This is a genomic window from Streptomyces sp. NPDC048521 (assembly GCF_043199855.1).
Classification (GTDB): domain Bacteria; phylum Actinomycetota; class Actinomycetes; order Streptomycetales; family Streptomycetaceae; genus Streptomyces.
Window position 1 is genome coordinate 1 of sequence record NZ_JBICWR010000003.1, and the last position, 26562, is coordinate 26562.

Sequence of the window (26562 nt, forward strand, 5' to 3'; positions counted from 1 at the left end):
GCCCCCCCGGGGGGGGGGTTTGTTCCCCCCCCCTCACCGCCCCCCCCGGGGGGGGGCGGGGGGCCTGCCCGCCGGGCCGGGGGGCCCCCCCCCCGCCCGGCCGCGGCCCCCCCACCGCCGGTCACCGTCCAAGGGGCTGATCGCCGTCGAGGCGGGAACGTACGGATCGACGGTCAGGATCAGCCGACCGTCGACTCAGCCGATGCGGTGCATCCAGTTGTGCTTGTCCTCGGTCATGCCGCGCTGGAGGCCGAGGAGGGCCTCGCGCAGGCGGAGGGTGACCGGGCCGGGGTTGCCGTCGCCGTGGGTCCAGCCGTCCGTCTTGGTCTTGACGTGGCCGATCGGGGTGACCACGGCGGCGGTGCCGCAGGCGAAGACCTCGGTGAGGGCGCCGGACGCGGCGTCCTCCCGCCACTGCTGGAGGGTGATCACGCCTTCCTCGGCGGTGTAGCCGAGGTCGCGGGCGACCTGGAGGAGGGAGTCGCGGGTGATGCCCTCCAGGATCGAGCCGGTGAGGGCGGGGGTGACGATCCGGTCGCCGTAGACGAAGGCGACGTTCATGCTGCCGCTCTCCTCGACCTTGGTGCGGGTCACCGCGTCGAGGTAGACGACCTGGTCGCAGCCGTGCGCGGCGGCCTCGGCCTGCGGCAGCAGGGACGCGGCGTAGTTGCCGCCGGTCTTGGCGTCGCCGGTGCCGCCCGGGACGGCGCGGACGTGGTCCTCGGAGACCCAGATGGTGACCGGCTTGACGCCACCGGCGAAGTACGCGCCGGACGGGGAGGCGATCAGCATGAACAGGTACTCGTTCGCCGGGTGCACGCCGAGCGCCGCCTCGGTGGCGAACATGAACGGGCGCAGGTAGAGGGACTCCTCGCCACCGTGCGGCGGGACCCAGTCGGCGTCCTGGCCGAGCAGCGCGTCCAGCGCGGCGATGAACAGCTCCTCGGGCAGCTCGGCCATGGCCATGCGGCGGGCGGAGTTGCGGAAGCGGCGGGCGTTGGCCTCGGGACGGAACACCGCGATCGAGCCGTCGGGCTGCCGGTACGCCTTCAGACCCTCGAAGATCTCCTGTCCGTAGTGCAGGACATGGGTGGAGGGGTCGAGGGAGATCGGGCCGTACGGGACGAGCTGCGCGTCGTGCCAGCCGCGGCCCTCGGTCCACTTGATCGTCACCATGTGGTCGGTGAAGTGGCGGCCGAATCCGGGGTTGGCCAGGATCGCCTCGCGCTCCGCGGCGGCCAGCGGGTGGGCGGACGGCTTGAGCTCGATCGTGGGCGTCGTCATGAGTGGTTGTCCTTCACCGGTTGTAGTGACGGGCCGCGCTCACGCCCATACTGCCAGTCGTCAGTGCAAGGACGTCCGAGCTTTCCCTCATACCGCGGCTCCGCGTTCGATTATCGCGCGGGGCTCGCGGGTGGACGGAATCGGGGTGAAAGCGGCCCAGGGGGTCGATGGTGGCACCCGGCGGGGACACGGGGAAGCCGCCAGGTGTGGTGACCCGGCGGCTTCTGAGGGTGGAGCGCCGGGTCAGCCGGCTACTCGGGCGGCGAGCGCGTCGCCGATCTGCGCGGTGCTGCGGGCGCCGAGCGCGGCGCGCTCGGTCAGGTCGGCGGCGACCGCCGCGTCGATCCGGTCGGCCTCGGCGTCGTAGCCGAGGTGACGCAGCAGCAGGGCGACGGACAGGACCGTGGCGGTGGGGTCGGCCTTGCCCTGGCCGGCGATGTCCGGAGCCGAGCCGTGGACCGGCTCGAACATGGACGGGAATTCCCGGCTGGGGTTGATGTTGCCGGAGGCGGCCACGCCGATGCCGCCGGAGACGGCCGCGGCGAGGTCGGTGACGATGTCGCCGAAGAGGTTGTCGGTGACGATCACGTCGAACCGCTCGGGCTGCGTGACCAGGTAGATGGTCGCCGCGTCCACGTGCATGTACTCGGTGGTGACCTCGGGGTACTCCGCGGCCACCTTGTTGAAGACGTTGGTCCACAGGTGGCCCGCGAAGGTGAGCACGTTGTTCTTGTGGATCAGCGCCAGCTTCTTGCGCGGGCGGGCCTGGGCACGCTCGAAGGCGTCGCGGACCACGCGCTCGACACCGTAGGCGGTGTTGACGGAGACCTCGGTGGCGACCTCGTGCTCGGTGCCCTTGCGGATGGTGCCGCCGTTGCCGGTGTACGGGCCCTCGGTGCCCTCGCGGACGACGACGAAGTCGATCTGCGGCTGACCGGCGAGCGGGGTGGCGACGCCGGGGAGGAGCTTGCTCGGGCGCAGGTTGACGTGGTGGTCGAAGGCGAAGCGGAGCTTGAGCAGGAAGCCGCGCTCCAGGACGCCGGACGGCACCGACGGGTCGCCGATCGCGCCGAGCAGGATGGCGTCGTGCCGCTTGAGCGCGTCGAGGTCGGCGTCGGTGAGCGTCTCACCGGTGGCGTGGTAGCGCCGGGCGCCGAAGTCGTACTCCTTGGTCTCCAGCTTCACATCCTGCGGCAGGACGGCGGAGAGGACCTTGAGACCCTCGGCCACGACTTCCTGGCCGATGCCGTCACCGGGGATCACTGCGAGATCGATGCTGCGAGACATGCGGGCACCCTACTCCTCGTCCCAGAGAATGACATGCTCTGTCCGCCATGCGGACAGGGTGCGTGGCGCCCTGGGCGATGTGGCTCAGTGGCCGGTCTCGCCGCCGTTGTCCCGGCGGTCGAGGGCGCGCTGGAGGGCGGCGGCGGCGTTCTTGCGGTCGGACTCGCTCGTGCGGGACACGTGGCGGACTCGGCGGCGGACGGTCGTCTCGGGCATGGGAATCGACTCCTTCGGCAAACGTGGAGTGCGGAATGTGAGGAGTTACGAGACGCCGGAAGGGGCGGGGAGCACCGGCCACAGGGGTTGCCTGCACGAGGCCGGGCTTACGACCGCCATTCGCTGGATCGAGCGAGACGTTCGGCTCCTACAAAACTAAGGGAGCCGGCCGTTCCTGTCTGCACAATTACTCGGACTTCCTACTATCTGAGACGGCGGACTGGGTCACACCGCGCTGAGCTGCGCTTTCGCGGTCAGGTGACGTCGCCGTCCCGCCAGTCGAAGACCAGCTCATGCGCCGGGTCGAGGGGGCCGGCGAGCGCGGGGCGCACGTACACGCCCCCTTCCTCCTCCGGCAGCCGCACGATCCCGTCCGGGGACAGGGCATGCACCTGGCCGCTCCACCGCTGCCAGCCCCGGGCGGTGTACAGCAGGGCGCCCTCGTCGCTCGCGGACAGTGCGCCGAGGTCGTAGGCCCGGTCGATCACCCGCTCCAGCTCGGCCATGACCCGGCCGCCGAGCCCGGTCCGCCGTACGTCGGCGCGGACGGCGACGGCTTCCGCGTACCCGGTGCGCAGCCAGCGCCCGCGGTGCCGGACACGGCGCATCACGACGGCCCCGTGGGCGGCGAGTCCGGCGCCGTCCCGCAGCAGCACGTGCATCCCGCCGAGCCCGTGCTCCCAGTCCTCGTCGGAGAGGTCCCCGTCGAACGCGTCGTCCAACAGGGAGCGCACGGTACGCAGTTCGGCGGGCCCGAGGTCGGCCGTGTGGGCGAGACGCAGGTCGAGGGCCATGCGGCCAGTGTCGCACTCCACCCGCCACATCCAACCGCTGAAATACGCTTGACCAGCAAGAGGAGTTCCCCGGCCGGGCGGACATGGCGACGGGCCGGGAAGCCTGCTCGATGTCAGGTTTCCCGGCCCGTGTTCAGGAGGCTGAGGTCAGCCCATGTGCGGGTACGTGTAGTCGGTCGGCGCGACCAGGGTCTCCTTGATGGCGCGGGTCAGCGTCCAGCGCAGGAGGTTCTGGGGGGCACCGGCCTTGTCGTTGGTGCCGGAGGCGCGGCCGCCGCCGAAGGGCTGCTGGCCGACGACGGCGCCGGTCGACTTGTCGTTGATGTAGAAGTTGCCCGCGGCGAACCGGAGCTTCTCCATCGTGTACGCGGCCGCGGCGCGGTCGTTCGCGATGACCGAACCGGTGAGGGCGTAGTCCGACACCGACTCCATCTGGGTCAGCATCTCGTCGTACTTGTCGTCCTCGTAGACGTGCACCGCGAGGATCGGGCCGAAGTACTCGGTCGTGAAGACCTCGTTCTCCGGGTCGGTGCACTCGATGACGGTCGGGCGGACGAAGTAGCCGACCGAGTCGTCGTAGCTGCCGCCGGCGACGATCGTGCAGGACGGGTCGGCCTTGGCGCGGTCGATGGCGGCCTTGTTCTTGGCGAAGGCACGGTCGTCGATCACGGCGCCGAGGAAGTTCGACAGGTCGGTGACGTCACCCATGGTCAGGTAGTCGACCTCGGCCGCGAACTCCTCCTTGAAGCCCGAGTTCCAGATGGACGCCGGGATGTAGGCGCGGGAGGTGGCGCTGCACTTCTGGCCCTGGTACTCGAAGGCGCCCCGGGTCAGGGCCGTCTTCAGCACCGCGCGGTCGGCGCTCGGGTGGGCGACCAGGAAGTCCTTGCCGCCGGTCTCGCCGACCAGGCGCGGGTAGGAGCGGTACTTCTCGATGTTGGCGCCGACCGTCTTCCACAGGTACTGGAAGGTCTTGGTCGAACCGGTGAAGTGGATGCCCGCTAGGTCGCGGTGCTCCAGAGCGACCTTGGAGACCTCGATGCCGTCGCCGGTGACGAGGTTGATGACGCCCCTGGGCAGGCCCGCCTCCTCCAGCAGCTGCATGAGCAGGACGGCCGCGTGGGTCTGGGTCGGGGACGGCTTCCAGACGACGACGTTGCCCATCAGGGCGGGGGCCGTCGGCAGGTTGCCCGCGATCGCGCTGAAGTTGAACGGCGTGATCGCGTAGACGAAGCCCTCCAGCGGGCGGTGGTCGAGGCGGTTCCAGACGCCCGGGGAGTTCGCCGGGGGCTGCTCGGCGAGGATCTGGCGGGCGTAGTGGACGTTGAAGCGCCAGAAGTCGACCAGCTCGCAGGGGGTGTCGATCTCCGCCTGCTGGGCGGTCTTCGACTGGCCGAGCATGGTGGAGGCGGCGATCGTCTCGCGCCACGGGCCGGCCAGCAGCTCGGCGGCGCGCAGGATGATCGCGGCGCGGTCGTCGAACGCCATCGCGCGCCAGGCGGGAGCGGCGGCGAGGGCCGCGTCGATGGCGTCCTTCGCGTCCTGCTGGGTGGCGTGGCGCAGGGTGCCGATGACGGCCTTGTGGTTGTGCGGCTGGACCACCTCGAACGGCTCGCCGCCGCCCATCCGCTTCTCGCCGCCGATGGTCATCGGCAGGTCGATCGGGTTCTCGGCCAGCTCCTTGAGCTTGGCCTCGAGGCGGGCGCGCTCGGGCGAGCCGGGGGCGTAGCCGTGCACCGGCTCGTTGACCGGGGTGGGGACCTGGGTCACAGCGTCCATGAGATCCGTAACTCCTTGTACGTGAGCGGGTGTGCGGGCTCAGCCCTTGCTGACCATGCTGCGCAGGAAGAAGCGCAGGTTCGCCGGCTTCTCCGCGAGACGGCGCATGAAGTAGCCGTACCAGTCGGTTCCGTAGGCGGTGTAGACGCGCATGCGGTGGCCCTCGGCGGCCAGCCGCAGGTGTTCCTCGCCGCGGATGCCGTACAGCATCTGGAACTCGTACTCGTCGAGCTTACGGCCGGCCTGGTGGGCCAGTTCCTGGGCGATGGCGATCAGGCGCGGGTCGTGGGACCCGATCATCGGGTAGCCCTCGCCCTCCATCAGCGTCCTCAGGATGCGCACGTAGGCCTTGTCGATCTCGTGCTTCTGCTGGTACGCGACCTCGGCGGGCTCCTTGTAGGCGCCCTTGACGAGGCGCACCCGGCTGCCGGACGCGGCGAGGCGGCGGGCGTCGGCCTCGGTGCGGAAGAGGTAGGCCTGGATGACGCAGCCGGTCTGCGGGAAGTCCTTCCGCAACTCCTCGTGGATGGCGAACATCGAGTCCAGGGTGGTGTGGTCCTCGGCGTCCAGGGTGACCGTCGTACCGATGGCGGCGGCGGCCTCGACGACCGGGCGGACGTTCGCGAGCGCCAGCTCGTGGCCGTTCTCCAGCGCCTGCCCGAACATGGACAGCTTGACGGACATCTCGACCTTCTCGCCCAGCTCCAGGAGCTTGAGGTGGTCGATCAGCTCCAGGTAGGCGTCCCGGGCGGCGGTGGCCTGCTCGGGCGTGGTGATGTCCTCGCCGACGACGTCCATCGTCAGCTCCAGGCCCTTGGCCGTCAGCCCCTCGATGATCGGGACGATGTCGGCCACGGTCTCGCCGGGGATGAAGCGGTCGACGACCTGCTTGGTCACCGGGGCCGCCGAGATCAGGCGTCGCATCCGGTCGCTGCGCGACGCGGCGAGAATCACGGGACCCAGCACGGGGCACCTCCACAGACAAGCACCGAAGCGGCCGGCACCCGGCGATTCGGGTACGGCACGGAGAACCACCGTGAAATCTAAGGATCTCTCCGATCGTCAGCCATCGACAGCTGTCACGCATCCGTGCCCAGGATCTCAGACAGATGTATGAAGGCGGCGAGAAATGCGGGAGAATGCCCGGGTGACGGCGGCCTACAAGGGTGACTACCAGGAGCTGGTGGACGAGATCTCGGAGCTGCTGGGCGTTCCGGCGACCCTGGAGAACCGCGACTTCGAGCTGATCGCCTTCGGCGCGTACGACAGCGAGGACGAGCTGGACGCCTCCGCTGTGGACCCGGTGCGCACCCGCTCGATCCTGACCCGGCGCTCCACGGCGACCGTCCGGGCCTGGTTCGAGGGCTTCGGCATCACGCGGGCGACCGGGCCGGTGCGGATCCCGCCCAGCCCGGAGGCCGGGGTCTACCGCGGCCGCATCTGCCTGCCGGTACGCCATCGGGGTGTCGTCCTCGGCTACGTCTGGCTGCTGGACGGCGACCCGGGGCCGACGGACGCCCAGCTGGCCGCCGCCATGCGGGTGGCGGACCGGATCGGCGCGCTGCTCGCGGACGAGGCGGAGGCCGGGGCCGGGCTGAGCCGCGAGTTGCGGGCGGTGCTCACCGCGGAACGCGGTTGGCAGCGGGACATGGCGGTGACCGAACTGCGCACCGCCCTGGGCCCCCGCGCGGACGGCCCGCACACGCTGGTCTGCCTCGCCCCCTGGCCCTCCGCCGACCCGGACGACGCCCCCTCCCCGCGTACGGTCCCGCACGCGACGGCGCTGTGCACGCTGCCGTGGGGCGCGACGGGCCTGAGCCTCGCGGTCCTGGTACGGCTGCGCAGCACGGACGTGGTGACACCCGCGCTGACGGCGGCCGCACGGCTGCTGAAGGAGGCCGAGGGGGCGGGGGGTGCCAAGTCGCGGGGAACCGGGGCGCGTACGGCCGCCGCCGTGGCCGCGAGGTTCGGCGGGCCCGCAGGGGCCGGCGCGGCTGCCGGGTTCGCCGCCGGGGTCGGCGAGCCGCGCACCGGCCTCGCCGAGCTGGGCACGGTCTGGCAGGAGGCGCTGGCCGCCGCGCGCGCCGCGCTGGCCGAGCCGCGGTTCGGTCCGGTCGCGGAGTGGGCGCGCATCGGGCCGTACCGGCTGCTGACCGCGCTGCCCCCACAGTCCGCGCACGATCCCGTGGTCGGCCCGCTGCTCTCCCCCGTCCACCGGGAGCTGGCCCGCACCGCCGAGATCTACCTCGACTGCGCCGGACAGGCCGGCCGCACCGCCGCCGAGCTGGGCATCCACCGGCAGACGCTGTACTACCGCCTGTCCCGGGTGGAGCAGCTGACCGGGCTCGACCTGGACGACGGGGAGGACCGGCTGCTGCTGCACATGGCGTTGAAGCGGGCCCGGCTGTAGCCACCCGACCGGTGGTGACGATATCGCGGAGGGCGGCCTCACCCGCCGCCGATGACCAGCACCGCCGCCTCGGCGTCCGCAGCGGGCGTCTCGATCAGGGCTTTGGGAGCGGGTCCGGCCCACAGGTCCATCGGTCCGTCTCCCCCAGAACCTGCGCGGGGCACGGAGCCCCAGGACGGCAGGGTCAGTTCTTCGCGGCTTCCCGGACCACCCGTCGCAGGCCCTCGGTGAGCTGCTCGGCGGTGGTCGCCGAGTCCGGGTCGAAGAGCCACTGGACCATGAGGCCGTTGAGGAGGGTCATGTAGAAGCGGCCCTCGGTCTCGGCGGACTCCTGGTCGACATCGGCCTCGGGGATCTCCCGGAACAGGGATACCAGCCCCGAACGGCCCGCCTTCTGCGCCTCGGCCAGCAGCTTGCGCACCTCGGAGATCCGTTCGTCCTGGAACATCAGCTCGAAGCTCAGCAGCCAGATCGCCCGTGCCTCGGGGACCGTGCGGATGATGGCGCCCCACACCTCCTGGAAGCGCTCCGGCGAGCCCGGGGGCTGCGTCATCTCCCTGCCGAGGCCGGGTTCGAAGCCCTCACCGACGTCTTCGATCAGGGAGATGTACGCCTGCACGAGCAGCGCGTCCTTCGACCCGTAGTGGTAGCCGATCGACGCCAGGTTGGTGCCCGACTCCTTGACGATGTCCCGCGCGGTCGTGCGCAGGAAACCCTTCTCCAGCAGGCAGCGCTTGGCGCCCTCGAGCAGATCCTCACGGTGTCCCATGCCGCTCAGCGTACCCCGCGATCCATACAGGCGTCCTATACGACCGAATTATACAATCGTTCTAGACAGATGTTTAAGACGTGCGTACATTCATCGCCATGACGAACCGGACGAGCGCCACCCCGACCACGCCCCCGACCTCCCCCCTCCGCGCCGGACGCCGTGAATGGACCGCTCTGGGCGTGCTGATGCTGCCGCTGCTGCTGGTCTCGATGGACGTCTCGGTCCTGTACTTCGCCACCCCCGCGATCAGCGCGGATCTGCACCCCAGCGGCACCCAGCAGCTGTGGATCTTCGACATCTACGGCTTCGTCCTGGCCGGCCTGCTGATGACGATGGGCTCCCTCGGCGACCGCGTCGGCCGGCGCAAGCTCCTGCTCCTCGGCGCCGCGGCCTTCGGCGCCGCCTCGCTCCTCGCGGCCTACGCGAACAGCGCCGAGACCCTGATCGCCGCCCGCGCGATCCTCGGCATCGGCGGCGCGACCCTGATGCCGTCCACGATGGCCCTGGTGCGCACGATGTTCACCGACCCCGCCGAGCGGGCGAAGGCGATCGGAGTGTGGTCCGGCGTGATGACCGGCGGTGTCGCCCTCGGATCGGTGATGAGCGGCGTCCTCGTCGAGCACTTCTGGTGGGGCTCGGTCTTCCTGGTCAACCTGCCCGCGATGGCACTGCTGCTGATCCTCGGTCCCGTGCTGCTGCCGGAGTCGAAGAACCCCGAGCCCGGCCGCTTCGACCGGGCGAGCGTCCCGCTGTCGATGGCCGCCGTGCTCCCCGTGGTCTACGGCCTGAAGGAGATCCCCTCCGAGGGCTGGCACCCGGTGTACGTCGTCTCGATCACCGTCGGCCTGCTCTTCGCGGCCCTGTTCGTCCACCGGCAGCGCACCGCCGGCTCCCCGCTGATCCCGCCGGCCCTCCTCCGGGGCCACGGCTTCACCCCGGCACTGGTCCTGAACCTCGTGTCCGCGTTCGGCATGATGGGCTCGGCCATCTTCACCACGCAGTACCTGCAGTCGGTCCTCGGCAAGAGCCCGCTGTCGGCCGCACTGTGGAGCCTGCTCCCGTCGGTGTTCATCGGGGTCGCCGCACCGCTCACCACCCAGCTGGTCCAGCGGGGCGTCAACCGGGCGTACGTCGTCGCCGGCGGCTTCGCGGTCGCCGCGGCCGGTTACGCGCTGCTCGCCTTCACCGGCACCGATTCCCTGTGGCTGGTGCTGGCCGCGGCCGGCGTCCTCGCCTGCGGGGTGGTCGCGATCATGTCCCAGCTGACCGACATGGCCATGGGCGGCACCCCGGTGGAGCGGGCGGGCACGGCCTCCTCCCTCATGGAGACCAGCGCCGAGTTCGGCGGCGCCCTCGGCATGGCGGTCCTGGGCTCCATCGGCACGGCCGTCTACCGCCACGAGATGCCGGCCACGGCCCCGGCCGAGGCCCGCGAGACCCTGGGCGGCGCCCTGGCCACGGCCGCCCGCCTGCCCGGCCGCACCGGCGAGACACTGCTCACCACGGCCCGGGAGTCCTTCACCGGCGGGATGCACGGGGTGGCGGTCGCCGGAGCGGTGACCCTGGCGCTGGCTGCGGCGGGAGCGGCGGTGACGCTGCGGAGGCTCCCGGCCGGGGAGAGCGAGTCGTAGGGCAGGAAAAACGCCGGACGGGCTGAGAAACCTCAGCCCGTCCGGCGTTTCGGCACGGGTGGCTCAGACCAGGTTCACCGACCGGGCCGACGTCGCCCCGATCTCCGCGGCAAGCTCGGCCAGAACGCCGGAGGCCACCGTGTCGTCCACGGTCAGCACCGCCAGCGCCTCACCGCCCGCCGTCGCGCGGGCGACCTGCATGCCGGCGATGTTGATGCCCGCCTCGCCGAGGATGCGGCCGACGGTGCCCACGACACCCGGACGGTCCTCGTAGCGCAGGACGACCATGTGCTCGGCGAGCGCGAGGTCGACGTCGTAGTCGCCGACCGCGACGATCTTCTGGACGTGCTTGGGGCCGGCCAGCGTGCCGGAGACCGACACCTCCTCGCCGGTGCCCAGCGTGCCGCGCACGGTCACCACGTTGCGGTGGTCGGCCGACTCCGAGCTGGTGGTCAGGCGGACCTCGACGCCACGCTCCTGCGCGAACAGCGGGGCGTTGACGTACGACACCGTCTCGTCGACGACGTCCTCGAAGACACCCTTGAGCGCGGACAGCTCCAGCACCTTCACATCGTGCTGGGTGATCTCGCCGTACACCTCGACGTCGAGGCGGACCGCGACCTCACCGGCCAGCGCGGTGAAGATGCGGCCGAGGCGCTCGGCCAGCGGCAGACCGGGCTTGACGTCCTCGGCGATGACACCGCCCTGGACGTTCACCGCGTCCGGCACCAGCTCGCCGGCGAGGGCGAGGCGGACGGACTTGGCGACCGCGATACCCGCCTTCTCCTGGGCCTCGTCGGTGGACGCGCCGAGGTGCGGGGTGCACACGACCTGGTCCAGCTCGAACAGCGGGGAGTCGGTGCAGGGCTCCTTGGCGTACACGTCGAGGCCGGCACCGGCGACCCGGCCCTCCTTCAGCGCCGCGTAGAGCGCCGCCTCGTCCACGATGCCGCCACGGGCCGCGTTGACGATGCGCACGCCGGGCTTGACCTTGCGCAGCGCCTCGTCGCCGATGAGGCCGAGGGTCTCGGGGGTCTTGGGCAGGTGGACGGTGATGAAGTCGGAGACCTCGAGCAACTCGTCCAGGGAGAGCACCTTGACGCCCATCTGCGCGGCCCGCGCGGGCTGCACGTAGGGGTCGTAGGCGACGACCTTCATGCCGAAGGCGGACATGCGCTGCGCGACGAGGGCACCGATGCGGCCGAGGCCCACGACGCCCAGCGTCTTCTCGGCCAGCTCCACGCCCGTGTACTTGCTGCGCTTCCACTCGCCGTTCTTCAGCGCGGCGTTGGCCTGCGGGATGTTGCGGGCGGTGGCGAGGATCAGACCGCAGGCCAGCTCGGCGGCGGTCACGATGTTGGAGGTCGGGGCGTTGACGACCATCACGCCGGCCTTGGTGGCGGCGGAGACGTCGACGTTGTCCAGGCCGACGCCGGCTCGTGCGACGACCTTGAGCTTCTTCGCCGCGGCGATGGCCTCGGCGTCGACCTTGGTGGCGGAACGGATCAGGATCGCGTCGACGTCGGCGATGGCGGGGAGCAGTTCGGCTCGGTCGGCTCCGTTGGCGTGCCGGATCTCGAAGTCCGGGCCGAGCGCGTCGACGGTCGCGGGCGACAGCTCTTCAGCGATGAGTACGACGGGTTTCGAGCTCACGTGAGTCCTCACAAGTCCAATGCGGACGGCCGTCCCGACGGCCGCAGGCGGTGGAGGGGCTAGCCGCGGAAGACGCACGACGCTGTGGGCCTGACGCGTGTTGTGCAGCAGTCTAGTGGCGTGACGGAGGTCGTCATGCGCCTCCGCGGAAGGATCACCCGTCCGTGGCTGGACGGGGTGGACAACAGGGGCCGGAGCAGTCCGCCCCGGCCCCTGACATGAGGCTTACGCCTCCTCGTTCACCCAGCTCATCAGCTTGCGCAGCTGCTTGCCGGTGGTCTCCAGCAGGTGCTCGGAGTCCTGCTGCTTGTACTCGTTGTACTTCTTCAGGCCACCGTGGTACTCGTCCATCCAGTTCTGGGCGAACGTGCCGTCCTGGATCTCGGCGAGGACCTTCTTCATCTCGGCCTTGGTGGCGTCGGTGATGATCCGCGGACCGGTGACGTAGTCGCCCCACTCGGCGGTCTCCGAGACCGACCAGCGCATCTTCTCCAGACCGCCCTCGTACATGAGGTCCACGATCAGCTTCAGCTCGTGCAGGCACTCGAAGTAGGCGATCTCCGGCTGGTAACCCGCCTCGACCAGGGTCTCGAAGCCGGCCTTGACCAGGGCGGAGGTACCACCGCACAGCACGGCCTGCTCACCGAACAGGTCGGTCTCGGTCTCCTCGGTGAAGGTCGTCTTGATGACCCCGGCGCGGGTACCACCGATGGCCTTGGCGTACGACAGCGCCAGCGCGAAGGCGCCTCCGGTGGCGTCCTGCTCGACAGCGGCGATCGCCGGGACGCCACGGCCCTCCTCGTACTGACGGCGCACCAGGTGACCCGGGCCCTTCGGGGCGACCAGGGCGACGTCGACGCCGGCCGGGGGCTTGATGAAACCGAAGCGGATGTTGAAGCCGTGGGCGAAGAACAGCGCGTCGCCGTCGTTCAGGTTCGGCGCGATGGACTCCTCGTACACCTGGGCCTGGATCGGGTCCGGGATGAGGATCATGATGACGTCGGCCTCGGCGGCCGCCTCCGCCGGGCTCACCACGCGCAGACCCTGCTCCTCGGCCTTGGCCTTGGACTTCGAGCCCTCGTGCAGACCGACGCGGACGTCGACACCGGAGTCACGCAGCGACAGCGCGTGGGCGTGGCCCTGACTGCCGTAACCGATGACCGCGACCTTGCGGCCCTGGATGATGGACAGGTCGGCGTCAGCGTCGTAGAACAGCTCGGCCACTTTGGGTTCTCTCCTTGGTGTGCAGATGGTGCGTCCCACCGTATGCCGGTGGGGGAAGGGAAGTTTCGGGGTCTCGGCATACGGGCGGGCGGCGATTCACCGACCGCCCGTATTCAGCCTTACGCAGATCGGTCGAGCGCGCGCAGCGACCGGTCGGTGATCGAACGGGCGCCGCGGCCGATCGCGATCGTGCCGGACTGCACCAGCTCCTTGATGCCGTACGGCTCGAGCATCTTGAGCATGGCGGACAGCTTCTCGCTGGATCCGGTGGCCTCGATGGTGACGGCCTCCGGGGAGACGTCGACGGTCTTGGCGCGGAACAGCTGGACGATCTCCACGATCTGGGAGCGGGTCTCGTTGTCGGCGCGGACCTTCACCAGGACGAGTTCGCGCTGAACGGCCTGGCCCGGCTCCAGCTCGACGATCTTCAGCACGTTGACGAGCTTGTTGAGTTGCTTGGTCACCTGCTCGAGCGGCAGGTCCTCGACGCCCACGACGATGGTGATGCGGGAGATGTCGGGGTGCTCGGTGACACCGACCGCGAGCGAGTCGATGTTGAAGCCGCGGCGGGAGAACAGGGCGGCGATCCGGGCGAGGATGCCCGGCGTGTTCTCCACCAGGACGGAGAGCGTGTGCTTGGACATGGTGTTCTGCTCTTCCTCGCTCAGTCGTCTTCGCTGTCGCCGAAGTCGGGGCGGACGTCCCGGGCGGCCATGATCTCGTCGTTGGAGGTGCCGGCGGCGACCATCGGCCACACCATCGCGTCCTCGTGGACGATGAAGTCGACGACGACCGGGCGGTCGTTGATGGAGTTCGCCTCCGCGATGACCTTGTCCAGGTCCTCGGGGCGCTCGCAGCGCAGGCCCACGCAGCCCATCGCCTCGGACAGCTTCACGAAGTCCGGCACGCGCGTGCCCTTGGCCTCGGGGTTGATGTCGTCGGGGCCGCTGTGCAGCACGGTGTTGGAGTAACGCTGGTTGTAGAACAGGGTCTGCCACTGGCGGACCATCCCGAGGGCGCCGTTGTTGATGATGGCGACCTTGATCGGGATGTTGTTCAGGGCGCAGGTGGTCAGCTCCTGATTGGTCATCTGGAAGCAGCCGTCGCCGTCGATCGCCCAGACGGTACGGCCCGGCTGCCCGGCCTTGGCGCCCATCGCGGCCGGGACCGCGTAGCCCATCGTCCCGGCGCCGCCGGAGTTCAGCCAGGTGGCGGGGGTGTCGTACTGGATGAAGTGCGCGGCCCACATCTGGTGCTGGCCGACGCCCGCCGCGAAGATCGTGCCCTCGGGGGCGAGCTGCCCGATGCGCTCGATGACCGCTTGCGGGGAGAGCGAGCCGTCCCCGGGCTGGTCGTAGCCGAGCGGGTAGGTCTCGCGCCACCGGTTCAGGTCGCTCCACCAGGCGGTGTAGTCGCCCTGGTGGCCGTCGCTGTGCTCCTTCTGGACGGCCTGGACCAGGTCGGCGATGACCTCGCGGGCGTCGCCGACGATCGGCACGTCGGCGGCGCGGTTCTTGCCGATCTCGGCCGGGTCGATGTCCGCGTGGACGATCTTGGCGTAGGGGGCGAAGCTGTCCAGCTTGCCGGTGACGCGGTCGTCGAAGCGGGCACCGAGGGCCACGATCAGGTCGGCCTTCTGGAGCGCGGTGACGGCGGCGACGCTGCCGTGCATGCCGGGCATGCCCAGGTGCTGCGGGTGGCTGTCGGGGAAGGCGCCGAGCGCCATCAGGGTGGTGGTGACCGGGGCGCCGGTCAGCTCGGCGAGGACCTTCAGCTCGGCGGTGGCCTGGGCCTTCAGGACGCCGCCGCCGACGTACAGGACCGGCCGCCGGGCAGCGGTGATCAGCTTGGCGGCCTCGCGGATCTGCTTGGCGTGCGGCTTGGTCACCGGGCGGTAGCCGGGCAGGTCCATGACGGGCGGCCAGGAGAAGACGGTCTTCTTCTGGAGGATGTCCTTGGGGATGTCGACCAGGACCGGTCCGGGACGGCCGGTCGAGGCGATGTGGAACGCCTGCGCGATCACCCGCGGGATGTCCTCGCCCTTGGTGACCAGGAAGCTGTGCTTGGTGATCGGCATGGTGATGCCGACGATGTCCGCCTCCTGGAAGGCGTCCGTGCCGATCGCGGAGGACACCACCTGCCCGGTGATCGCGACCAGCGGCACCGAGTCCATGTTGGCGTCGGCGATCGGGGTGACCAGGTTGGTCGCACCGGGTCCCGAGGTGGCCATGCAGACGCCCACCTTGCCGGTGGCCTGCGCGTAGCCGGTGGCGGCGTGGCCGGCGCCCTGCTCGTGCCGGACCAGGACGTGACGCACTCGGCTGGAGTCCATCAGCGGGTCGTACGCCGGAAGGATCGTGCCGCCCGGAATGCCGAATACCGTGTCCGCGCCGACCTCCTCGAGGGAGCGGATGAGGGACTGCGCACCCGTGACGTGCTCGACGGGGGCGGACTGCTGTCCTCCGGAACGGGGCCGCGGCTGCGGATGGTGGGCCCCGGTGGCCTGCTCGGTCATCGGCATTCTCTTCTCGATGCTGAGGGTTTTTGCGAGGTTCGGGCGGAGTTCAAGCGCTGCACGAAAGGCGCTCGTGCAACAAAAAACCCCTCGTGCCGAAAGGCAAGCGAGGGGAGCGCGCCGGTGAGGTCGCTGGGGATTCCGGATCGTCCTCCGGTGCGTCCCAGCTCAGCCGACGCGCTGTCCAAGTACGAGAATTCGGGTGCGCATGGCACTGACCCTCCCCCCGGCACGCACCACGTGTCAAGTAGGTGGGACGGGAGTCTCATCATGTGAACGAAGGGCACTGCCGCCTCCGAAGACAGCGGGGACACCCCCGGTGTGCACCCCGTGCCCTTTCCCTCGCTCGTTCACCTCCGGGGCGCCACCGTCGGCGTCGAGGCCACGACCGTGCTCAGACCCTCGGGCCTCCGCGTTCCCCCGCTCTCGGCTTCGCTCGCACGGGACGACGCCCACGCGCCCTCGACACCGACACGCCCCTGCGGCTCTCTCGCGCCGCCCGCGAAGGCCGGTCCGGCCGGTGCGTGGGGCACCGGATAATGGCCGGATCCGAGCGCCCGGCGCAGCCGGTACTCGTCCAGGGCTCCGGCGAACGCCATGCCCTGCCCGTGCGTGCAGCCCATCGCGCGCAACGCGACCACCTGGTCCGGCAGATCCACGCCCTCGGCGACGGACTGCAGCCCCAGATCGCCGGCGATCCGCAGCAGCCCAGCGGTGATCTTGTGCAGGCGCGCGGACTCCACCACCCCCTCGACCAGGCTGCGGTCGAGCCTGAGGATGTCCACGGGCAGCCGCCTGAGAGCGGTGATGGCCGCGGAGCCGCTGCCGAACCCGTCCAGCGCGATCCGCACCCCGAGCCTGCTGAGCGCGGTCAGTCGCCGCTCCAGCTCCTCCAAGGAGATCCGGGGATCGGTGTCGGACAGCTCGACGACCAGCGCCCCGGGCGGCAGCCCGTGCCGGCTCAGCAGCGCCTCCACGGAGCCCAGCGGCGTCGAACGGTCCAGCAGCCGCCGGGCGCTCATCCGTACCGCCACGGGTACCACGAGTCCGGTGGCGGCCCGTTCGGCGGCCTGCTCCACGGCCTCCTCGAGGATCCAGCGGTCCAGCTCGGCGGTCTTGTCGCCGTCCTCGGCGACCCGCAGAAACTCGGCCGGCGTGAACAGCACCCCTTGGGAGGAGCGCCAGCGCGCCTGCGCCGAGACGGCCGTGATCCGGCCGTTCTCCAGGCACACCACCGGCTGGTGCAGCAGCGCGAACTCGCCGTCGTGCAGCGCGGCACGCAGCCGCGTGGCCAGCTCCGCCTTGCGCACGACGTCCTGCTGCATCTGCGGTCTGTACAGTTCGACGCGGCCCTTCCCGGCCGATTTCGCACGGTACATCGCCAGATCGGCGTTGCGCAGCAACTCACCGGCGCCCAGTCCCGGTTCGGCGAAGGCGACGCCGATGGAGGCGTTGACCCGGACATCGTTGCCGTCGATGGCGTACGGCTGGGAGAGGGTCACCCGGAGGCGGTCGGCCAGCTCCAGGATGTTCCGCTCCCGGGCGGCACGGTCGCGGGTGCCGTCCCCGACGATCAGGGCCGCGAACTCGTCGCCGCCCAGCCGGGAGGCGGTGTCCCCCTGCCGGACCGCGTCCTGGAGCCTGCGGGCGGCCTGGACGAGCAGTTCGTCCCCGGCCTGGTGCCCGATCGTGTCGTTGACGGCCTTGAAGCCGTCCAGGTCGATGAAGAGCACGGCCGTGCCGCGCAGGGCGGCGCCCCGGTCGGTGGCGCGGCGGCCGGACAGGGCCTGCTGCACGCGCTTGGTGAACAACGCGCGGTTGGGCAGGTCGGTCAGCGGGTCGTGCTCGGCGTTGTGCTGCAACTGCGCCTGCAGCCGCACTCTCTCGGTCACGTCCCGGCTGTTGAAGATCAGTCCGCCGTGGTGGCGGTTGACGGTGGACTCGACGTTGAGCCAGCCGCCGTCGCCGGAGCGGAACCGGCACTCGATGCGCGTGGTGGGTTCCTCCACCGGGCTGGCGGCGAGGAACCGGCGCACCTCGTGCACCACACAACCCAGGTCCTCCGGGTGGATGAGCGCGGCCAGCTCCGTACCCACCAGCTCCTCGGCGGACCGCCCGTAGACCCCGGCGGCGGCCGGCGAGACGTACCGCAGGATGCCGTTGGGCGCGGCGATCATGATCACGTCGCTGGAGCCCTGCACCAGGGAGCGGAAGTGGTTCTCCTTCTGTGCCAGCTCCTGGGTGAGGGTGATGTTGTCCAGCAGCATGATGCCCTGGCGGATGACCAGCGCGAGCACGACGGCCCCCGCGGTGATCAGCACCACGTGATCGGGTCTGCGGCCGTTGAGGACGTTGTACAGGATGCCCAGGGTGCACACGGCCGCGGCGAGGTACGGGGTGAGCGCGGCGAGGGAGCCGGTGATCGGCCGTCCGGCCGGGTACCGGCTGTGGTCACCTGCCGGGGCGGGTAGGGACGGATGCCGGCGGCCTGTGCCGCGCTGTCCGGGCAGGTGCTCGTGGACCACGCGCGTGTGCCCGTCGGAGGCGCGTTCCTCCTGCGCGCTGCGTTGCCGGCGCGCGACCCAGGGGGCGTAGGCGAGCAGCAGCGAACCGGCGAACCAGCCCGCGTCCAGCAACTGTCCGGAGCGGTAGCTGCTGTGCAGCAGCGGCGAGGTGAACAGCGCGTCGCACATCACGGTCAGCGCGAGCGCGCCGATCGCCGTGTTCACCGCCGTGCGGTTGCCCGGGGCACGGCGGAAGTGCAGCGCGAGGACCATGCTGACGAGCGCGATGTCGAGCAGCGGGTACGCGAGCGACAGCGCGGTGTGCGAGACGCTGGACCCGTCGATGCGGGCCGCCTGGGCGAGCGCGAGGCTCCACGACAGGGTGAGCAGCGAGCCGCCGATCAACCAGGCGTCCAGCGCCAGGCAGATCCAGCCCGCTCGCGTCACCGGACGCTTGGCGAGGACCAGCAGGCCCACGATGGCGGGCGGCGCGAAGCACAGGAAGAACAGGTCGGCGTAGCTGGGGCTGGGCACGGGCCGGGCCAGGACGACCTCGTACCAGCCCCAGACCGCGTTGCCCAGCGCCGCCATCGCCGAGGAGAGGGCGAACAGCAGCCAGGCGGACCGGAATCGCACGCGTGCGCTGCGGGCGTACAGGAAGCACGAGACGCAGGCGGTGCCCGCCGCGGCGCTCAGCCCGAAGTCGCCCATGACCAGCGCGACTTCCTCGGTCCCCCAGTCGAACGCGGCTCCGACGGCGTAGGCCGCGCAGATCAGGGCGAGGACGAGCTGCTCCCTCAGTCGCGTACCCTCACGGGCGGGCGGCCGTGCGGGCGGCGGCGCGTCCTGCGGGTGCGGTGCGCGCACCGCACCGTCGAGGGTGCTCGACACAGAGGGCGGCGCGCTCACCGGGGCCTCCCGGTCCGCGCCGCTCCCGGGTCCCGACGGTCCCGCTGCGCCGGGTGGGCATGCCTCCTGCGGCCGCTGTGCCGGCGCTGGTGGTGGCTGGTGTGGTGGCCGCGCCTGCGCGTGGCCGAGCGCCAGGGTCGCCGTCGGCGGCTCCGCCGCGTCGGATCGTTCGTCCATAGGCCGTGCATCGCCCGTCGCCCCCCTCACAAATCTGAAATGTCCATCCCCGGCGCCGAACGGTCAGCGGCGCAGCCCCTGTCGGGACGATACACCAGGATCGTCACTCAGGGACATAGCTTCTCTACGCTCCGTGACGACCAGCGGCGATGCGGGCACGGGCCGCGTCCGAAAGATTGCGGAGGGTGCCGGAAGCGGATTACCGCCCGCTTGATCCCACCGTGTCGTCGTCCGTCGTAAGGATCACGTTCCGCAGGGGCTCCTGGTTCACGAAGCGGGTCAACTGGTCGACGAGCAGCCGCTTGGCACGCGGCAGGAAGGCCGAGGAGGGGCCGCCCACGTGCGGGCTGATGAGCACGCCGGGCGCCTGCCACAAGGGGTGTCCGGGCGGCAGCGGCTCGGGGTCCGTCACGTCCAGGGCGGCGGTGATCCGGCCGCGCCCCAGCTCGGCGAGCAGCGCCTCGGTGTCGACGACGGGCCCGCGCGCGACGTTCACAAGCAGCGCCCCGTCCTTCATGTTGGCCAGGAAATCGGCGTCGACGAGACCCCGGGTGACCTCAGTGAGCGGGGTGGAGAGGATCACGACGTCCGCGTCGGGGAGCAGGGAAAGCACATCGGTGATCGGGTGCACAAGACCGCGCGCCGTGGTGCGCCGGGAGCGCGCGATGCGCGCCACCCGCGCGACCTCGAAGGGTGCGAGCCGGTCCTCGATGGCGGCACCGATGGAGCCGTAGCCGACGATGAGGACGTTCTTGTCGGCCAGGGAGGGGTGGAACCGGCTCTCCCAGCGCTCCTCCTGCTGGGCCCGGACGAAGCCGGGGACGCCGCGCAGGGCGGCGAGGGTCAGGGTGAGCGCGAGTTCGGCGGTGCTCGCCTCGTGCACTCCGCGCGCGTTGCACAGCTGCACGCCCGGCACGATCGACGACAGCCGCGCCGTGATGTCGTCGACGCCCGCCGTGAGCGTCTGGATGACCCGCACGTTCGTCAGCAACTCCAGCGGGCGGACCTTGACCGGCCACCGCTTCATGTACGGCACCACGTACACGGCGCAGTCGGCGGGGTCGCCGGGAAAGGCCTGGTCACCGTCCTCGCCCCCGTCCCAGAACAGGTACCGGGGCCCTTCGGGGAGCCCCTCGATCTCCTCGGGCGCGATGGGTAGCCATACGTCTGCACTCATGGCATGGAGGCTATGTCAGGGGGCCGGGGGCGCAGAGGTTAGGTTGGGGGCCGGGCAGAGGGAGGTTCACGAGCAGGTGGAGCGCAGGACGATCGGCGCGGGGGCGCTCGCGGTGGGGGCCGTCGGACTCGGGTGCATGCCGATGAGCTGGGCCTACAGCGGGTCACGGCAGCGGGGCGACGAGTCGCTGAGAACCGTGCACCGGGCGCTGGACCTGGGCTCGACCCTGCTGGACACGGCGGACATGTACGGCCCGTTCACCAACGAGCTGCTGCTGGGGCGGGTGCTCAAGGAGCGGCGCGGGGACGCCTTCGTGTCCACGAAGGTGGGACTGCTGGTGGGCGAGCAGCACATCGTGGCCAATGGCCGCCCGGGATATGTGAAGCGGGCCTGCGACGCCTCGCTGCGCCGTCTGCAGACGGACGTGATCGACCTCTACCAGCTGCACCGGGCCGACCCGGAGGTGCCGGTGGAGGAGACGTGGGGCGCGATGGCCGAGCTGGTGCGGGCCGGGAAGGTGCGTGCGCTGGGCCTGTGCGCGGTGGGGGCGCGCGGCGGGCGCCGCTTCGGTGCCGGGCTGCACGACACCACCCTGCGCCAACTGCAGCGCGTGCAGCAGGTGTTCCCGGTGAGCGCGGTGCAGGCGGAGCTGTCGGTGTGGTCGCCGGAGGCGCTGGCCACGCTCCTGCCGTGGTGCGAGGCGCGGGGCGTGGGCTTCCTCGCGGCGATGCCGCTGGGCAACGGCTTCCTGACCGGGACGCTGCGGCCCGGCGAGGGCTTCGAACCGGACGACGTACGGGCCCGCCACCCCCGGTTCACGGCCGAGATGATGGCGGCCAACCAGCCGATCGTCGCGGGCCTGCGCCGGATCGCGCGGCGCCACGGCGAGGACGTCACCCCTGCTCAGGTGGCGCTGGCCTGGGTCCTGGCCCAGGGCCGGCAGGTGATCGCCCTGCCGGGCACCAAGCGGGAGCGCTGGGCCACGCAGAACGCGGCCGCGGCCGGGCTCCGGCTGACCGAGGAGGACCTGGCGGAGGTGTCCGGTCTGCCGGCTGCTCTGGGATCGTGGGACTGAGGTGGCCGTGGGGGCCGCGGCCGGGTCCTTCCCGGTTCTCGTCGGTTCCGGCGATCGGTTCTCGCGGATCGGGAACCCGAGCGGGGCGGGCGGTGTATGAGAGGTAGAGCCTGCGATGAGATCACCGCCTCGAAGGGACCATGATCGTGCAACGTCGAGCTGTGTCGGCCGTATTGGCCGCGGCCGCCCTCCTGCTGTCGGCCGGCTGCTCCTCCGACGGAGGCAGATCCCCGGACGGCGGCGCAAGCAAGGCGCCGAGGGGTACGGCGGCCGGCACCGCCCCCTCCGGCAAGGCCACCGAGTCGGTTCCTGCGGCCAAGGGCTCGGTGAAGGTGCTGCGCACGGTCGCCGAGGGCCTGAAGACACCGTGGGGTCTGGCTCCGCTGCCCGGCGGCGGTCTGCTGGTCTCCTCCCGGGACGACGGGACGATCACCCGGATCGACGAGGAGACGGGCAAGAAGACCGAGCTGGGCGCGGTCTCCGGGGTCTCCCCGGCCGGCGAGGGCGGCCTGCTGGGCATCGCGCTGTCCCCGGACTACGCCTCGGACCACATGATCTACGCCTACTTCACCTCGGCCTCGGACAACCGCATCGTCCGCATGATCTACGACGAGCAGAAGCCGGCCGGCGATCAACTGGGCGCTCCCGACACGGTGTTCCGAGGCATCCCGAAGGGCTACATCCACAACGGCGGCCGGATCGAGTTCGGTCCCGACAAAATGCTGTACGCGGGCACGGGCGAGAGCGGCCAGAAGGGCCTGGCGCAGGACAAGGAGTCCCTGGGCGGCAAGATCCTGCGGCTGACCCCGGAGGGCGAACCGGCTCCGGGCAACCCGTTCCCGGACTCCCCGGTGTACTCGTACGGCCACCGCAATGTGCAGGGGCTGGCCTGGGACGACAGACAGCGGCTGTTCGCCTCGGAGTTCGGGCAGGACACCTGGGACGAGCTGAACGCGATCAAGCCCGGCGACGACTACGGCTGGCCGGACGCCGAGGGGAAGTCCTCCGAGGCCGGCTTCCACAACCCCATAGCCCAGTGGCACACCGACGACGCATCCCCCAGCGGCATCGCCTATGTGGACGGCGTGGTCTGGATGGCGGGCCTGAAGGGGCAGCGGCTGTGGCGCGTCCCGCTGAGCGGCACGGAGGCCTCGGCCGCCCCGCAGGCGTTCCTCACCGGCAGGTACGGCCGCCTTCGTACGGTGGTGCCGGCGGGCGGCGACAAGGTCTGGCTCGTGACGAGCAACACGGACGGCCGGGGGTCGCCGAAGAAGGGGGACGACCGGGTGCTGGAGGTCGAGGTGAAGTAGCCCCGCTCTCCCTGGCTCAGGGCTCTCCCGGCTCCTCGTCCGCCTCCTTCTTCGGGCCCTCGTCCGGCTGCGCCACGGCCGGCTGTGGTTCGGGCAGCCGTATGACCGCCTTCCCGGAGGTCAGGTCGATGGGTCCGCGGCCGGGATCGTTGTCCCCGACGTCCTCGCGGGTCAGCTCGAGCCGGTTCTGCTCGTCCCGGGTGTGTTTGCGGCCGGGTGCGAACAGTTCCTCGAAGGCGTTGAACACGGCTACTCCCCTTTGCCGGTTTTCTCCAGAGTAGGTCTCAGCCCGTCGTTCCGGCAGTGAACGTCTCGGCGGTGAAGAGTTCCAGCCGGTGGGCCACCGCCGCCGCCTCGCCCCGGCCCGAGACGCCGAGCTTGCTGAGGATGTTGGAGACGTGGACGCTCGCGGTCTTCGGGGAGATGAACAGCTCCTCGGCGATCTGGCGGTTGGTGCGGCCGGCCGCGACCAGCCGCAGCACGTCCCGCTCCCGGCTGGTGAGGCCGAGGGCCGCGGCCGGGTCGGCGGGGGCGAGGGTCTCGCGCGGGGCACGGGTCAGGGTGAGGCGGGCGCGCTGGGCGAGCCGGGTGACGGCGTCGGCGAGGGGGCGGGCGTCGAGGTGAGCGGCGACCGCGGCGGCCAGTCGGAGCAGTTCCACCGCGCGGTCGCGTTCGTCGTCGCCGCCCTCGGCCAGCAGGGCTCCGGCGAGGCGGTGGCGGACCCGGGCGAGGTCGTAGGGGCGCTCCAGGCACTCGAAGGCGGTGACCACGGGCGACCAGGTGTCGACGGTGTCCTGGCCCTGCGCGCGGAGCAGTTCGGCGCGGGTCCAGTGGTCGTAGGCCTGCCAGAGGGGGGCGCCGGTGGTGAGTTTCCGTACCGCCTCCTTGAGGCGGTGGAGGATCTCGGCGCGGCCGGGCCGGGCCGCGGGCAGGGTGCGGGCGTCGGCCTCGGCGGTGGCGGCGGCCAGCAGCAGCGGCCAGCCGTAGCGGTGGGTGCCGGGTGGGAAGCCGGAATCCAGGGCCTGGAGCAGTTCGGTGCGGACGTCGTCGATGCGGCCCTCCGCGGCGGCGACGCCGAGGGCGATGCGCGCCAGCGGCAGGGACTGCTGGGGCATGGGGTCGTGGGTGCCGTAGTGGGTGCGGGCGGCGGCGAGTTGCCGGCCGGCCTCGGCGAGGTCGCCGCGGGCCAGGGCGAGGTGGGCCAGGCGCAGGGCGCCCGCGCCGCGAGGCTTGGCACTGTGGCCGAGCCGGGTCGCGTGCGCGGCGGCCTCGGCGGCCTCCTGCCACTGGCCGAGGGAGTAGAGCGCTTCGGACAGGTTGCCCCAGGCCCAGGCCTCGGAGTCCAGCAAGGCGTACGTGCGGGTGAAGGCGATGCCTTCGCGCAGGAGGGGGGCGGCCTCGCGGTCGCGTCCGAGTGTCTGCATCACGGACGGCAGGTTCACATAGGCGCGGCCCGCGACATGGTGCACGCCCTCCGCCAGGGTGTCCCGCAGGACCTGCCGCATCTGCGCGAGACCCCTCTCGTGGTCGCCGGAGTCCACCTTGAGGCCGCTGAGGGTGAGGCGGGCGTGGAGTTCGATGTCCCGGGTGCCGACCATGCGCGCGTACTCCACGGCCTGCTCGGCGGCGGCGATGGCTTCGGGGCCGGGCCGGTGCAGCATGGACCAGTTGGCGGCGAGGGCCAGCACCTCGGCGTGCACCTCGGAGGGCGGCAGGCCGCGTACCAGGTCCTGGGCGGTGGCGAGTTCCCGCCAGCCGTCACCGCGGGCCTGGGCCTGGACCAGCCGGGAGCGCTGCACCCAGAACCAGGCGGCGCGCAGGGGGTCCGGCTCCTCCTCCAGGAGGCGCAGCGCCCGCTTGGTGATCTTCAGGGCGCGTTCGCGTTCGCCGCCGAAGCGGCCCGCGACGGCCGCCTCGGCCATCAGGTCGAGGTAGCGCAGGGGGGTGGTGGCCGGGTCGCAGCCGCACGGCGGGTAGCCCTCGGCGTAGTCGAGCGGGCGCAGGGCGGAGCGCACCTCCTCCGCGACGCCGTCCCACAGCTCCATCGCCCGTTCCAGGAGCCGGAGCTGTTCGGTGTAGGCGTGCCGGCGGCGGGCCACGACGGAGGCGTCCAGGACGGCGGGCAGGGCCTTGGCCGCGTCATGGGCGTGGTACCAGTAACTGGCCAGGCGCATCACGCGCGCGTCGGCCGCGACGAGCGTGGGGTCGGCCTCCAGGGCCTCGGCGTAGCGGCGGTTGAGGCGGGAGCGTTCGCCCGGCAGCAGGTCGTCGGCGACGGCCTCGCGGACCAGGGAGTGGCGGAAGCGGTAGCCGTCGCCGGCCGGGGTGACGGTGAGGATGTTGGCGCCGACAGCGGCCCGCAGGGCTTCGATGAGGTCGTCCTCGGTGAGCTGGGCGACGGCGGCGATCAGCCGGTACTCGACGGTGGAACCGCCCTCGGCCACGATCCGGGCGACCCGTTGGGCGCTCTCGGGCAGCGCCTCCACCCGCACCAGGAGCAGATCGCGCAGGGAGTCGGTCAGACCGGTGCAGCTGCCCTGGCAGGCGGCGACGGCGAGTTCCTCGACGAAGAAGGCGTTGCCGTCGGAGCGTTCGAAGATCTCGTCGACCTGGGCGGGGTCGGGTTCGGCGGCGAGGATGCCTGCGATCTGGCGGCCGACCTCCTCGCGGGTGAACCGGGCGAGTTCGATGCGGCGGACGGTGCGCAGCCGGTCGAGTTCGGCGAGCAGGGGCCGCAGCGGGTGGCGGCGGTGGATGTCGTCGGAGCGGTAGGTGGCGAGGACGAGGAGCCGGCCGGTGCGCAGGGTGCGCAGCAGGTAGGCGAGCAGGTGGCGGGTGGAGGCGTCGGCCCAGTGCAGGTCCTCCAGGACGAGCACGACCGGGTGCGCGGCGGCGACCCGCTCCAGCAGCCGCACGGTCAGTTCGAACAGCCGGGCCATGCCCTGTTCGTCGTGGCGGCCGGCGCCGGCCTCGCCCAGTTCGGGCAGCAGCCGTGCCAGTTCCTCCTCCTGACCGGCGGCCGCGGCGGCGAACTCCTCGGCCAGGGCCTGGCGCAGGGCCCGCAACGCGGTGGAGAAGGGGGCGAACGGCAGCCCGTCGGCACCGATCTCCACACAGCCGCCGAGCGCGACGACCGCTTGGCGGCGGCCGGCGGCCATGGTGAACTCCTCGACGAGACGGGTCTTGCCGACGCCCGCCTCGCCACCGAGCAGCAGTGCCTGCGGCTCTCCCGCGGCGGCACGGGCGAGCGCGTCGTTCAGGGTGTTCAACTCGTCGGTGCGGCCGACGAACACGGGGCTGACGGACCTGGTCTCCACGGGCCCGAGCATCGCACGGGGTCCGGACGGCGGGGCACCGGTTTTCCACAGCTTCGGTGTGATCGCCGTGCCGGCGGCCGGGCGGGTCGTACCGACCGGCGGAAGGGCCGTACGACTCCGCTGGGAAGTCGTACGGCCCTGGGGCGGTGGAGGGCCGACCCCCGTGCGGCCCCCCGCTCCGTCCGTGCCCGTTCCGCCGGGGCCCACCGGGCCGGCGGTCACGCGGCGCGTGGCTGCCGGTGCCGGCGGGGCCGGTCGGTATGGGGCTCGGCGGCCGGGCCGTCGTTGCGGGTGGACAGCTCCTGGCGGCCGGCGCGGCGGGCCCGGGCGGCCTCGCGGGCCAGACGGGCCTGCTCGGCCTCGCGGATCAGCTGGGCCGAACGCATCCGGTGGTACTCGATCTCGAACATGGCGTGTCCTTCGAGGAGAGGCGGTGTGGTGCTTCGCTTTCTGCGATGCCTCCACCTTCGTCTGCCAGGGGGGTGCGCCACATCGGGAGAGTTCCGCATCTTCGGGCCGCCGGGGGGC

The 26562-nt window shown here is 71.5% G+C and carries 20 protein-coding genes; 4 read left to right on the plus strand and 16 right to left on the minus strand.

Annotation, left to right across the window (positions count from 1 at the left end; translation table 11 throughout):
• Nucleotides 1-195 precede the first annotated feature (195 nt).
• The 6 genes from ACGFRF_RS07565 to ACGFRF_RS07590 form a co-directional block, all read right to left on the minus strand.
• Nucleotides 196-1284 carry a branched-chain amino acid aminotransferase gene (locus tag ACGFRF_RS07565; protein WP_393737694.1) on the minus strand — a complete coding sequence of 363 codons (1089 nt, stop codon included), beginning with the start codon at nt 1282-1284 and terminating at the stop codon, nt 196-198.
• 243 nt (nt 1285-1527) lie between these two features.
• A complete protein-coding gene (locus tag ACGFRF_RS07570; RefSeq protein WP_393737695.1) occupies nt 1528-2571 on the minus strand; it encodes a 3-isopropylmalate dehydrogenase in 1044 nt (347 codons plus the stop codon).
• 84 nt (nt 2572-2655) lie between these two features.
• Complete coding sequence (locus ACGFRF_RS07575; protein ID WP_107080646.1) at nt 2656-2787, minus strand: hypothetical protein; 132 nt, start codon at nt 2785-2787, stop codon at nt 2656-2658.
• A gap of 254 nt (nt 2788-3041) precedes the next feature.
• Nucleotides 3042-3581, minus strand: a complete 540-nt coding sequence (locus ACGFRF_RS07580) for an aminoglycoside 2'-N-acetyltransferase (RefSeq protein WP_393737696.1) — start codon at nt 3579-3581, stop codon at nt 3042-3044.
• A 147-nt stretch (nt 3582-3728) separates the two neighbouring features.
• Nucleotides 3729-5360, minus strand: a complete 1632-nt coding sequence (gene pruA, locus ACGFRF_RS07585) for an L-glutamate gamma-semialdehyde dehydrogenase (protein WP_393737697.1) — start codon at nt 5358-5360, stop codon at nt 3729-3731.
• Nucleotides 5361-5399: 39 nt separating this feature from the next.
• Nucleotides 5400-6326, minus strand: a complete 927-nt coding sequence (locus ACGFRF_RS07590) for a proline dehydrogenase family protein (protein WP_393737698.1) — start codon at nt 6324-6326, stop codon at nt 5400-5402.
• A 163-nt stretch (nt 6327-6489) separates the two neighbouring features.
• Between ACGFRF_RS07590 and ACGFRF_RS07595 the strand changes: the two genes are divergently transcribed.
• Entirely contained in the window at nt 6490-7770 is a 1281-nt protein-coding gene (locus ACGFRF_RS07595) for a PucR family transcriptional regulator (RefSeq protein ID WP_393737699.1), read from the plus strand.
• 184 nt (nt 7771-7954) lie between these two features.
• On the opposite strand, the gene ACGFRF_RS07600 is transcribed toward ACGFRF_RS07595, so the two are convergent.
• Nucleotides 7955-8539, minus strand: a complete 585-nt coding sequence (locus tag ACGFRF_RS07600; protein WP_393737700.1) for a TetR/AcrR family transcriptional regulator — start codon at nt 8537-8539, stop codon at nt 7955-7957.
• Between the two features lie 98 nt (nt 8540-8637).
• Here ACGFRF_RS07600 and ACGFRF_RS07605 point away from each other — a divergent pair, with 98 nt between their 5' ends.
• Entirely contained in the window at nt 8638-10173 is a 1536-nt protein-coding gene (locus ACGFRF_RS07605) for an MFS transporter (RefSeq protein ID WP_393737701.1), read from the plus strand.
• A gap of 63 nt (nt 10174-10236) precedes the next feature.
• Here the strand turns inward: ACGFRF_RS07605 and serA are convergent, their stop codons facing one another.
• The 6 genes from serA to ACGFRF_RS07635 form a co-directional block, all read right to left on the minus strand.
• On the minus strand, nt 10237-11826 hold the full coding sequence (serA, locus tag ACGFRF_RS07610) for a phosphoglycerate dehydrogenase (protein WP_393737702.1): 1590 nt from the start codon (nt 11824-11826) through the stop codon (nt 10237-10239).
• A gap of 225 nt (nt 11827-12051) precedes the next feature.
• The gene (gene ilvC, locus ACGFRF_RS07615) at nt 12052-13050 is read right to left on the minus strand and encodes a ketol-acid reductoisomerase (protein WP_393737703.1); all 999 of its coding nucleotides are present in this window, start codon (nt 13048-13050) and stop codon (nt 12052-12054) included.
• Between the two features lie 119 nt (nt 13051-13169).
• Nucleotides 13170-13694 carry an acetolactate synthase small subunit gene (ilvN, locus tag ACGFRF_RS07620; protein WP_016432494.1) on the minus strand — a complete coding sequence of 175 codons (525 nt, stop codon included), beginning with the start codon at nt 13692-13694 and terminating at the stop codon, nt 13170-13172.
• Between the two features lie 20 nt (nt 13695-13714).
• A complete protein-coding gene (locus ACGFRF_RS07625) occupies nt 13715-15565 on the minus strand; it encodes an acetolactate synthase large subunit (RefSeq protein WP_393737704.1) in 1851 nt (616 codons plus the stop codon).
• A gap of 350 nt (nt 15566-15915) precedes the next feature.
• Nucleotides 15916-18978 (minus strand): putative bifunctional diguanylate cyclase/phosphodiesterase, encoded by a 3063-nt coding sequence (locus ACGFRF_RS07630; RefSeq protein ID WP_393737705.1) that lies wholly within the window; start codon nt 18976-18978, stop codon nt 15916-15918.
• 376 nt (nt 18979-19354) lie between these two features.
• Complete coding sequence (locus tag ACGFRF_RS07635; protein ID WP_393737706.1) at nt 19355-20332, minus strand: 2-hydroxyacid dehydrogenase; 978 nt, start codon at nt 20330-20332, stop codon at nt 19355-19357.
• A 76-nt stretch (nt 20333-20408) separates the two neighbouring features.
• Between ACGFRF_RS07635 and ACGFRF_RS07640 the strand changes: the two genes are divergently transcribed.
• Nucleotides 20409-21407, plus strand: a complete 999-nt coding sequence (locus tag ACGFRF_RS07640) for an aldo/keto reductase (protein WP_393737707.1) — start codon at nt 20409-20411, stop codon at nt 21405-21407.
• 140 nt (nt 21408-21547) lie between these two features.
• Nucleotides 21548-22717, plus strand: a complete 1170-nt coding sequence (locus ACGFRF_RS07645) for a PQQ-dependent sugar dehydrogenase (RefSeq protein WP_393737708.1) — start codon at nt 21548-21550, stop codon at nt 22715-22717.
• A 16-nt stretch (nt 22718-22733) separates the two neighbouring features.
• Here ACGFRF_RS07645 and ACGFRF_RS07650 read toward each other — a convergent pair whose 3' ends face one another.
• The 3 genes from ACGFRF_RS07650 to ACGFRF_RS07660 all read right to left on the minus strand — a co-directional run bounded on the left by ACGFRF_RS07650 (nt 22734) and on the right by ACGFRF_RS07660 (nt 26444).
• On the minus strand, nt 22734-22964 hold the full coding sequence (locus ACGFRF_RS07650; RefSeq protein ID WP_393737709.1) for a DUF6191 domain-containing protein: 231 nt from the start codon (nt 22962-22964) through the stop codon (nt 22734-22736).
• Nucleotides 22965-23001: 37 nt separating this feature from the next.
• Nucleotides 23002-26046 (minus strand): AAA family ATPase, encoded by a 3045-nt coding sequence (locus tag ACGFRF_RS07655; protein ID WP_393737710.1) that lies wholly within the window; start codon nt 26044-26046, stop codon nt 23002-23004.
• A 206-nt stretch (nt 26047-26252) separates the two neighbouring features.
• Complete coding sequence (locus ACGFRF_RS07660; RefSeq protein ID WP_393737711.1) at nt 26253-26444, minus strand: hypothetical protein; 192 nt, start codon at nt 26442-26444, stop codon at nt 26253-26255.
• Between the last annotated feature and the right edge of the window lie 118 nt (nt 26445-26562).